This window comes from Mycobacterium sp. (assembly GCF_049673265.1).
GTDB lineage: Bacteria > Actinomycetota > Actinomycetes > Mycobacteriales > Mycobacteriaceae > Mycobacterium.
This window is the reverse complement of record NZ_JBATXN010000578.1, coordinates 1-9,571: the sequence shown is the minus strand read 5'-3', so window position 1 is coordinate 9,571 and position 9,571 is coordinate 1. Positions and strand designations below refer to the sequence as shown.

At 64.6% G+C, this 9,571-nt stretch carries 11 protein-coding genes; 6 read left to right on the top strand and 5 right to left on the bottom strand.

Annotation, left to right across the window (positions count from 1 at the left end; translation table 11 throughout):
• Positions 1-1,292 (bottom strand): PQQ-binding-like beta-propeller repeat protein (locus WBF82_RS19655; RefSeq protein WP_424384617.1); only part of this gene is annotated, 1,292 nt, incomplete at its 3' end.
• Here WBF82_RS19655 and WBF82_RS19650 point away from each other — a divergent pair.
• Entirely contained in the window at positions 1,291-2,028 is a 738-nt protein-coding gene (locus WBF82_RS19650; protein WP_424384616.1) for an acetyltransferase, read from the top strand. The two genes, WBF82_RS19655 and WBF82_RS19650, sit on opposite strands and share 2 nt — an antisense overlap.
• A 6-nt stretch (positions 2,029-2,034) precedes the next feature.
• Here WBF82_RS19650 and WBF82_RS19645 read toward each other — a convergent pair whose 3' ends face one another.
• Positions 2,035-3,375 (bottom strand): cryptochrome/photolyase family protein, encoded by a 1,341-nt coding sequence (locus tag WBF82_RS19645; protein WP_424384615.1) that lies wholly within the window; start codon positions 3,373-3,375, stop codon positions 2,035-2,037.
• A gap of 16 nt (positions 3,376-3,391) precedes the next feature.
• The gene (locus tag WBF82_RS19640) at positions 3,392-3,868 is read right to left on the bottom strand and encodes a TspO/MBR family protein (RefSeq protein WP_424384614.1); all 477 of its coding nucleotides are present in this window, start codon (positions 3,866-3,868) and stop codon (positions 3,392-3,394) included.
• A 114-nt stretch (positions 3,869-3,982) separates the two neighbouring features.
• On the opposite strand from WBF82_RS19640, the gene WBF82_RS19635 reads away from it, so the two are divergent.
• Both WBF82_RS19635 and fni read left to right on the top strand, forming a co-directional pair.
• Positions 3,983-4,504 carry a MarR family winged helix-turn-helix transcriptional regulator gene (locus WBF82_RS19635; protein ID WP_424384613.1) on the top strand — a complete coding sequence of 174 codons (522 nt, stop codon included), beginning with the start codon at positions 3,983-3,985 and terminating at the stop codon, positions 4,502-4,504.
• Positions 4,505-4,541: 37 nt separating this feature from the next.
• On the top strand, positions 4,542-5,582 hold the full coding sequence (fni, locus tag WBF82_RS19630; RefSeq protein ID WP_424384612.1) for a type 2 isopentenyl-diphosphate Delta-isomerase: 1,041 nt from the start codon (positions 4,542-4,544) through the stop codon (positions 5,580-5,582).
• A 34-nt stretch (positions 5,583-5,616) separates the two neighbouring features.
• Here fni and WBF82_RS19625 read toward each other — a convergent pair whose 3' ends face one another.
• Positions 5,617-6,162, bottom strand: a complete 546-nt coding sequence (locus WBF82_RS19625) for a MarR family winged helix-turn-helix transcriptional regulator (protein ID WP_424384611.1) — start codon at positions 6,160-6,162, stop codon at positions 5,617-5,619.
• A 241-nt stretch (positions 6,163-6,403) separates the two neighbouring features.
• Here WBF82_RS19625 and WBF82_RS19620 point away from each other — a divergent pair, with 241 nt between their 5' ends.
• From WBF82_RS19620 to WBF82_RS19610, 3 genes are read left to right on the top strand one after another with little or no spacing between them, the layout of a single operon-like run.
• Positions 6,404-6,850 carry a hypothetical protein gene (locus WBF82_RS19620; protein WP_424384610.1) on the top strand — a complete coding sequence of 149 codons (447 nt, stop codon included), beginning with the start codon at positions 6,404-6,406 and terminating at the stop codon, positions 6,848-6,850.
• 2 nt (positions 6,851-6,852) lie between these two features.
• Positions 6,853-8,331 (top strand): SDR family oxidoreductase, encoded by a 1,479-nt coding sequence (locus tag WBF82_RS19615; RefSeq protein WP_424384609.1) that lies wholly within the window; start codon positions 6,853-6,855, stop codon positions 8,329-8,331.
• A 23-nt stretch (positions 8,332-8,354) separates the two neighbouring features.
• A complete protein-coding gene (locus WBF82_RS19610; RefSeq protein WP_424384608.1) occupies positions 8,355-9,035 on the top strand; it encodes a phosphodiesterase in 681 nt (226 codons plus the stop codon).
• Here the strand turns inward: WBF82_RS19610 and WBF82_RS19605 are convergent.
• Positions 9,032-9,571 (bottom strand): DUF5914 domain-containing protein (locus WBF82_RS19605; RefSeq protein WP_424384607.1); only part of this gene is annotated, 540 nt, incomplete at its 5' end. The genes WBF82_RS19610 and WBF82_RS19605 overlap by 4 nt on opposite strands.

The following is a 9,571-nucleotide window of genomic DNA, read 5'->3' as shown; positions in this document are numbered from 1 at the left end:
CGGCCGCTCCCCGGATCGAAAACCAGCAGCGTCATGCCTCGCGCGCCCTCGCCCGGCCCGCCCGTGACGACCGCGTAGCCGACGCCGCTCCCGGCCAGGCTCGACGTCGACAGCGGGCTGACGTTGTTGCGGCGCCACACCTCTTGGGCGTGGTCGCCAGCGTCCTTGACGGCGACCAGCCGGGTGTCAGGGCCGCCCCCCGAGACGATCAACCCACCCGGTGTTACCGAGGGCGGTGTCTGCGCAAGGAATTTCAGCGGCACGGACCATTTCGGCTTGCCGTCGGCGGCGTGCAGCGCCCACAACCGCTCGTCGCGACCGTTGACGTAAATCGTCGAACCGTCGCTGGACAGCACCGGGCTGGAAATCACCCCGCCGCTCACCGCATCGCTGGTCCATTCGCGGGTCAGCAGTGGGCTCTGACCCGGGTGATACTTCAACGCGGTCAGCGCCGGCGCGGGGGCGCCCGGCTGCCACAGACCCAGCACCACCATCCCGTTCGCCGCTGCGAACGCCGGCGCCGCGGCGACCGGGCAGCCGGCCCGGGCCGGTCCGCAATCGGAGAGCCCGCGAGTGAAGTCGGCCGGATCGACGTTGTCCACCAGATCTATTGCATTACCGACGGAGGTACCGCGGTGCGCGTCGAAAACCTGCACCTGCCCCAAGTGCGTGACGACCAGCAGTTGGCTATCCCCGAGAAGCCTTGGTGTCGAAGGCATTCCGATTACCGGTCGGCGCCAACGAATCCACTGGGTGACCGGAAACGACAGTATCGCCCCGGGCTGGCCGACATAGAGGTTGTCGAAGCCGTCGAACAGCGGGCCGGAGATGCCGCCGCCCTGAAATAGCCGGGTGCACCAGCGTTGTCTACCGTTGTCGTTGTTCTCCCACTCCATCAGCGAGCAGCCGCCCGGTGTCTGCGCGTTGAGTGCCATCCAGTTGCGGGAGCTGAGCGCCGGCGCCGCCGCGAGCGACCCTTTGACCGAGCGCGTCCAGCGCAGGGTCAGGTTGGTAGCGCCAGACGTTGCGGTGTAGCTGCTGTTGGACGCGTCGCCGTACTGCGCGGGCCAGCCTTGGGCAGGCGCGGTGTCGACCCACGAGTCGGTATTGCTACAGCCGGCCAGGGCGGCGGTCAGAACGACCGTCGATACCGTAACGGCCCGCCGCGTGTGCAGGATCCCGTGAAATATGGCGCGATTTTTGTGTACAGGTCGCACAGTCGGCGGTAACTTGCTGCGCCATAACACCAGCCGAGGGTAACGTGCGGCGACTTGGGTAGGCTTTTTGCCCATGACGACAATGTGGGGGGCACCTCTACATCGCCGCTGGCGGGGATCGATGCTCCGCGACCCACGCCAGGCCAAATTCCTGACGCTGGCATCCCTGAAATGGGTGCTGGCCAACCACGCGTACACCCCGTGGTACCTGGTCCGCTACTGGCGGCTGCTGAAGTTCAAGTTGGCCAACCCGCACATCATCACCCGCGGCATGGTTTTCCTGGGCAGGGGCGTCGAGATCCACTCGACCCCGGAACTGGCGCAGCTCGAGATCGGCCGATGGGTGCACATCGGGGATAAGAACACGATCCGCGCACACGAGGGTTCGCTGCGGTTCGGCGACAAGGTGGTGCTGGGCCGCGACAACGTCATCAACTGCTACCTCGACATCGAGATCGGCGATTCCGCGTTGATGGCCGATTGGTGCTACATCTGCGATTTCGACCACCGCATGGATGACATCAACCTGCCGATCAAGGATCAGGGCATCGTCAAGGCGCCGGTCCGGATCGGACCGGACACCTGGGTCGGTGTCAAGGTGACTGTGCTGCGCGGCACGACCATCGGACGCGGCTGCGTGCTGGGATCGCATGCGGTGGTTCGCGGGGATATTCCGGACTATTCGATCGCGGTTGGCGCACCGGCCAAGGTGGTCAAAAACCGGCAGCTCGCCTGGGAGACATCGGCTGCCCAGCGCGCCGAACTGGCCGCGGCGCTGGCCGATATCGAACGCAAAAAGGCCGCCCGCTAAGACTGTTCAGCTGATTGCCCGGTAGCGGCGCAGCGCCTCGCCGCGTTCGGTGCTGTGATCGACGATCGGCTTGGGATATCCCGCCGGCCAGTCGCCTGTGGCCAGACCGACATCGTCGACGCCGGCAAGCTCAGGCACCCAGCGGCGGACGTAATCGCCTGATGGATCGAACTTTTCGGCTTGCTTAGCCGGGTTGAACACCCGGAAGTACGGCGCCGCGTCGGTGCCGCAACCGGCGCACCACTGCCAGCCGTGCTGGTTGTTCGCCATGTCGCCGTCGACCAGCTGATCGAGGAACCAGCGCGCGCCCCACTGCCAGGGCAGGTGCAAGTCCTTGACCAGAAACGAGGCGACGATCATCCGCACCCGGTTGTGCATGAAGCCGGTCTCGCGCAGTTGGCGCATGCCGGCGTCGACGATCGGGAAGCCGGTTTCGCCGGCCTGCCATGCCTCGAAGCGCCGCCTTGCGTTCGCCCCGGTGTCGGTGTGGATGGCGTCGAAGTCGCGGTTCCAGTTCCACCAGGCGCTATCTGGCCAGTGATGTAGTACTGCTGCGTAGAAATCGCGAAAAGCCAACTCTCGCAGATACGCTCGCGCGCCCGCGCGTCGCAGGTCCAAGTCGGCCACCATTGTCCGCGGGTGGATCGTCCCGAACTTCAGATGCGCCGACATTCGGCTGGTGGTATGGCGGTCCGGCCTGTTTCGCTCGTCGGAATAGCGGTCGAGCCCGTCGTTGACAAAGGCTTTCCACTGCCGTCGCGCGGCCGCCTCGCCTGCGGGCAGGTCAAGTTCGAGGCCTGGATCGGGTATCGCAACGGCTTTCACGCGTTTGCCCAATACGGTGGGCGCGATCCAGCGCGCCGAGTTGGGGCCGGATCGCGCAGGGTCGCGCCACCCTCGTTCGTGCCATCGATCGAAGAACGGGGTGAACACCTTGTACGGGTCGCCGCTGTTTTTGGTGACGCGTCCCGGCGACGCCAGATACGGCGATCCGGTCGCAACCAGCGGTATGTCGCCCAGTGCTACGGCCACTGATGCGTCACGGCGCGTCCCGAATGGCGCGAAGTCCCCCGAGATGTGCACCGACCGCGCGCCGATCTCCTTGGCGACGGCAGGAATCCGCTCCTCGGGCCGTCCACGCGTCACCAGCAGGCGGCCATCCAGGTCGTCTCGCAGCTGGCGTAGCGAGTCGCACAGAAACTGCATGCGGCGGCTGCCCGACGACGCCTCGAGGCGCGGATCAAGCACGAAGCAGGCCAGTATCTCGTCAGCGTCGGCGGCGGCTTCGAGCAGCGACGGAAGGTCACTCAGCCTCAGATCGCGGCGGAACCACAACAACGCGGGCACTACCGCGATACCGATCTCATGATCGGTTGAGGATCCAGATGTGGCTGGACATTGCGGTGGCGAAGGCAGTCCAGAGCGGATAGGGCAACAGAGCGGCTCCGGCGCGCGGATCTGCCAGGGCGGTCCGCCGGGTCAGGTCGGCGCTGCTGGCCGCCAACGCCGCCGCGCCGACCGTCGCTGCGCCGAGTTTGCGGTACTTGAAGAACAGCCAACTCCACCCGGCGTTGAGGATCAGGTTGGCGCCCAACGCGACCACATAGTTGCGGGCCTCGCGATGGCGTCCAGCTTTCCGCAGCCGGTCGATCGCGGTGGCTGAGGTGGCTGCAATATCGGTGTACAGCGAGGTCCAGGCAACCGGGAACACCGCGTTGGGCGGCACGTAGGAGGGTTTGCGCAGCCGCGAATACCACGCTCCGGGGCTGCTTGCTACGCCTCCGATGCCCGCCGTCGTGGCAACAGCGAGCGTCGTGGCAGCCAGCGTCTGCTTATTCACGTTGTCTCCCTTGGACTTCATTGGCGACGAACATGCCGCAGGCCAAGTATTTCAGTTACTGAAGTATTAATCAACTGAAATAATGGGGAGAATGCGGATAAACTGCAAGATGTCATGGACTCTGATGAGACCGTCGACGGCCGAGCGGAGCTGGAGTCGCAGGTCTCGGCCGATCTGCGGGTGTTGACGGCCGAATCCGACGAGATCGGCCGGGTCTTCTCTGCCGTTCACGACGTGCGACCCACCGACTTTCGCGCGCTACTGCACGTCATGGTCGCCGAAACCGCCGGTCAACCGATCACGTCTGGTGAGCTACGTCAGCGAATGGGGATTTCCGGCGCGGCGATCACATACCTGGTGGACCGCATGACGGCCTCTGGTCACATCACACGACAGTCTGACCCAAGCGACCGGCGCAAGGTGATCCTGCGCTATTCGGAGTCAGGCCTTGACACAGCTCGAGCGTTCTTCGCCCCGTTGGGAGTCCACACCCGCAACGCGATGGCGCACTTGCCCGACGCAGATCTGGCCGCGGCCCGGCGGGTGTTCGCCGCATTGATCGAGGCCATGCGGCGATATCAAGACGAGCTCAGATCTCTTGCACCACACGACGGCCAACGTGCCGAGACGGGGTAACCCGAGTACATGCCAAACGGAGAGAGCGCGAAGTGCCATGGCAACTGACGGAATGACGACCCGCAAGCGACGTCACATCGACGTGTGCCTGGACGACCGGGTTGCGTATTCGTCAGTGACGACCGGGCTGGAACGCTATCGCCTGCCATACAACGCGCTGACGCAGACAAGCCTTGCTCACGTCGATTTGTCTACCGAGTTCCTCGGCGGCTCCTTGCAGGTTCCGATCCTGATCGGCGCAATGACCGGTGGCGCCGAGCTCTCCGGGACGATCAACAAGAACCTGGCCGCTGCTGCCCAACGGCTGGGCGCCGGGATGATGCTCGGCTCGCAGCGGATCATGTTAGACAGCGCGCTGGGGGAGCAGGCCGCCGCAAGCTTCACCGTCCGCGACGTGGCACCAGATGTATTGTTGTTCGGCAATATTGGACTTTCGCAACTGACCACCGCTGCGGTCGACGACATTTCCAATGCCCTGAAGCGGGTCGAAGCAGATGTGCTTGCGGTGCATACCAATCCGTTGCAGGAAGCGATCCAGCGCGACGGCGACAATGACTTTTCCGGGTCGATCGAGAGGCTGCGCGAAGTCGCCAGCGCACTGGAATATCCCGTGCTTCTCAAAGAGGTTGGCCACGGAATCGGTGCGTCGGCGGTCGCGGAGTTGACATCCGCCTCGGGCGAAATGCCGGTGGCCGCCATCGACGTCGCAGGGGCAGGCGGCACGTCGTGGTCGCGCGTGGAGCAGCTTGTTCGCTACGGCGAACTGCGTTACCCGGATTTGGCCGACTGGGGCATACCCACGGCACGGGCGATCCTCGAGGTACGGGAGGCGTTGCCCACGATTCCGCTGGTCGCCTCCGGTGGCATTCGCACCGGCATGGACGCCGCCAAAGCACTGGCATTGGGCGCCGACGTGGTGGCGATCGCCCGCCCGTTGCTCGCAGCGGCAATCGAGTCTTCTGACGCCGTAATCGATTGGCTGCAAGGGTTCATCGATGAGCTACGAATCTGTTTGCACGGTGCGGGCGCATCGGATTTGCGGGCCCTGACCAGTATCGGTGTGATATCGATGCCATAGTTGCGGGTAACCGCGAGGCGTGAATCAGGCAGTCTCAATGTGTTTGGCGAGACGATTCATCGGAGTTCGGAACACGGTTGTTAGGTTGCTGCACAAGGTCGCTCTCAAACGCGGACATCGCGGCGATCATCGCGCTGAACACGCGATGAGCTGCCATCAAGTCCTTGTCGCTGAGCTCGGCAAGCGCCGAGCGGAGATGGACGCCGAGCGGGGTGAAAAACGCATGCGCCAGCTCCATACCGCTATTTTCATAGCGGAGAAGCGCTTTGCGTCGATCCGCGGGATCCGCTTCACGCCGGACATGGCCGGCGTCGATCATCCGATCGACAAGGTACGTGATCGCAGCCGGAGAGACGTCCATGCGTTGTCGCAGTTGAGCCATGGTCAACGGCGTCCCGGCAGTCTCACCGACCATGACGTGCAGCAACGCGTGGAAGTCGTTGCCGCTCACGTCGTTCTGGCGCGCGAAATGCCGACCCAACCGATCAGACTGAGCTGTGACCGCACGCATGTCGGCGGACATCAGCTTCTCCAGATCAGCCCGGCTTGGAGCTGAACTCTTTGTCCCTCGCTTAGTCACCTAACCGCATCCTTCTCGGCGATTGCTCGACCAGCGTAAACGAAACCCGCTGGATCAACGGCAATACGCCATTAACGACCGAGAGTGTGTCATAGGGCGGCTGACCCCACACCTCGAGACCATGACCGCCGCATTTGACACCAGAAACTTAACTATTAAGATAGTGAAATAGATGTGCTTGGGATGCCGTCGAGACCACGGCCGCGTCTTCACTGCGCCGGATGGAGGAGCGGCACGGCCGATGTATGCAGACGACAGCTCATCCCGGAGCTTGGACGACGCCGCGGTTCGCGCGGCGGGCAAAGTCTCTGAGGCGTTGGAGATGACCGAGCGGGCGCGCGGTCACCTCTATTCGTTCCACCAGCTCACCGGTCATGCCGATCTGTTGCTCGACGAAGCCGTCGAGCAACTCAGGGACGCCGGACATCCGCAGCTCGCCGAACACATCACCGAGCACCTGATCGGACGAAACGTGTTGCCGGGGCGGTGGACCTTTCAGGTCATCGACGAATACGACGACGGCTACTACGCGTGCTTCAAGGACGTGGAAAGGCTGGTGCGGCAACACCTCACCGGCGGACGCAGACATGTATTCGAGGCTGCGTTGAAAGAGCGGCGGCGCACGCACGGCCACCTGACGCACGCCGCCGTCCCACCCGAATCGGTATCCGAGCCCATAGAGGAGTAAGCATGCGCTGCGTTGTATTCGGTGCCACCGGCTACCTTGGCACCCGTCTGGTCCCTGCACTGCTGGCTGCTGGTCACGACGTGCGCGTAATGGCACGCCAGCCCGCCAAGCTTGATGACGTGCCATGGCGGCAGCAGGTCGAAGTGGTCGACGGCGACGTCACGAACGGCGGACAAGTGCGGCAGGCGCTGGACGGCCAACAAGTTCTCTACTACCTGGTGCACTCACTGTTGCGATCGGATTTCGTCGACTTCGACGCGCGTGCCGCCTCGATCGTCGCCGAAGCCGCAGCAAGAGCTGGAATTTCGCGGATCGTCTACGTCGGCGGAATCATCCCGGACCGGCAGCGGCTGTCCGACCACTTGGCGTCGCGGGCCGAAGTTGGACGGTTGCTGCAAGGGTCTGGAGTGCCCACTGTTGAGCTGCGAGCGGCGGCCATCATCGGAGCAGGGTCAGCCAGCTTTGAGATGCTTCGGTATCTGACCGAACGACTACCGCTGATGATCACGCCGCGGTGGCTACGAACCCGGGTTCAGCCCATCGCCGTGCGTGACGTGCTGTACTACCTGACCAATGCGGCGGGGTTGCCGGCCGAAGTGAGTCGGGCCTTCGATATCGGCGGCCCGGACACGTTCACCTATACCGGCATGATCCGCAAATACGCCGCGATCGCCGGGCTGCAGCGCCGCATCGCCGTGCCGGTGCCGGTGCTGACTCCCTGGCTGTCGTCGCGATGGGTCAACCTGATCACCCCGCTACCGCGCGCGCTCGCGGCGTCGCTGATGGATTCCCTGGAAAACGACGTGGTGTGCGGTGAGCACGACATCGTCCAGCACATCCCCGACCCCGCGGGTGGCCTCACCCACTACGAGGACGCCGTCGAGCTGGCTCTGGCGCGGGTGCGCGACGGTGAGCTGCAGACCCGCTGGTGGCGGCACGGCGATGACAACTCACCGTCGCGGCCGCTGCCTACCGACCCGGAATGGGCCGGCGGATCGCTGCACGAGCAGGTGTGTGAACGCCGCATAGACGCCGACGCTGAAACACTCTGGCAGGCTTTCGAGTCGATCTGCGCTGAGCATGGCTGGTCGGCATCACCCATGGCGTGGGGCTTGCGCGGGTGGCTCGGCCAGCTCGCCGGCGCCGCGAAGCTTGACCGAGGGCGGCGAGCTGCGCATCGCCTGCACCCCGGTGAGGCGCTGGATTGGTGGCGCGTTGAACACATCGACCGACCGCGCCTGCTGCGGCTTCGAGCCGATATCCCGCTGCCCGGACGACTATGGCTTGAGCTGTCGGTGCGCGACGACGGTGACGGGCGCAGCTGCTATCGCCAACGTACCCTGTTTCAGCCGTATGGCCTTGCCGGCGAGGCCTTTTGGACAGCCACGGGCGTGTTTCGCCATGCGGTGCTGGGCGGTATCGCCCGCGATATCACCTCGGCGGCACAGCAGTGCCGGGCCGATCGAGCGGTTTTCAGCTAGTCCAGAGCGGGAACTCCGAGCAGGTGAATCTATCGGATTTCGTCAGTACTCCGTTTCGCTGGGGATCGGCCTTGCGTCAGCGCCGGGTTTTCCATCCTGACGGTGTGCTGGCCGAGGGCTCAATCGAACGGCTCGCGCCGGCCCACAGTGGCTTGCCGGTCCCGTCGGGCAGCGTCATCGTTCGGCTGTCTAAGGCTGTCGGGACACCCGGGGCGCTGCCGGACGTGATCGGCTTGGCGCTGCGCATTGTGCCGCAATCAAATATGAGCACCGGCTGGGACATTCTGTTGGCTTCCGCGGGCTCCGGCGTGCTCGGCCGGACGATAGGGCTGCGGCCCGTCACCTCGTGGACCGGGCACACAATGACAAGCCTTGTGCCACTACATTATCGGGAAATCAACTGGTGGCTGCGCGCGCGGATAGCGACGAAAATCGACGGCCCGGGCGTATCCCTGGCCAGCGTCCGCGACCAACTCGACCGCGGCGAGATCGAGATCGAGCTCGACCAAGCCCGTGGCACGTCCTATTTCTGTCCGCTGGCTCGCGCCACGCTGACCGGAGTTTTCACGCCGCAGCTAGGCGATGATGTGTCCTTCGACCCGGTGCGGCACACCGCACAGGGGGTGGAGCTCTATCCGCGATGGCTCGCCGACCTCCGGGCCCGCGCCTATGACCGCAGCCGGGAGGGCCGCGAAGCGAGTTAACTACCCCTGCCGCGGCGCAGCTGGTAGAGGCGCTCCGCGTAGGCCAGGTCATCTCGCCATAATCGGGACGCGGCCAAGCGCATAAGCCCGGATATCAGTGGGGCGGCACGGCGAACCCGTTTGAACCCCGTCCGTTCGGAGTGGGCGATGACTGCTTCGATGACCGCGGTGCGGGGACGGTTGTCAGCACCTAAACCGATTGGCGTGGCGTGGGTTTCGACGACGCTACCGGTTCCTTCACCGTCCACGATGCGCATCACGATGGTCCGTGCCTCCGGGCTGATGAATTCCGCGACGGTGGGCACTCCTACGCGGCCGACGCGGAACGTCACCGCGATCAGGAATCGGTCCGCCTCCTCGGTCGGAGTAGTCAGCACCTCCAACCGGGTGAACGAGTAGGGGTGATACCACGCGCCGTGCCACGGATCGAGGCGGTTGGCGATGATGTCGGTAGGTTCGCTGATGCCGACCACTCGGGCAACGGCGTCCAACGTGTCGCCGGTCGGCCTGGCCGGGATCACCGGCCGGTCCAGCGG

Excerpts from the sequence above, each read along its gene's own strand:
- WBF82_RS19650 (WP_424384616.1), top strand. The coding sequence starts at position 1,291 with ATGACGACAATGTGGGGGGCACCTCTACATCGCCGCTGGCGGGGATCG.
- WBF82_RS19635 (WP_424384613.1), top strand. The coding sequence starts at position 3,983 with ATGGACTCTGATGAGACCGTCGACGGCCGAGCGGAGCTGGAGTCGCAG.
- fni (WP_424384612.1), top strand. The coding sequence starts at position 4,542 with ATGGCAACTGACGGAATGACGACCCGCAAGCGACGTCACATCGACGTG.
- WBF82_RS19620 (WP_424384610.1), top strand. The coding sequence starts at position 6,404 with ATGTATGCAGACGACAGCTCATCCCGGAGCTTGGACGACGCCGCGGTT.
- WBF82_RS19615 (WP_424384609.1), top strand. The coding sequence starts at position 6,853 with ATGCGCTGCGTTGTATTCGGTGCCACCGGCTACCTTGGCACCCGTCTG.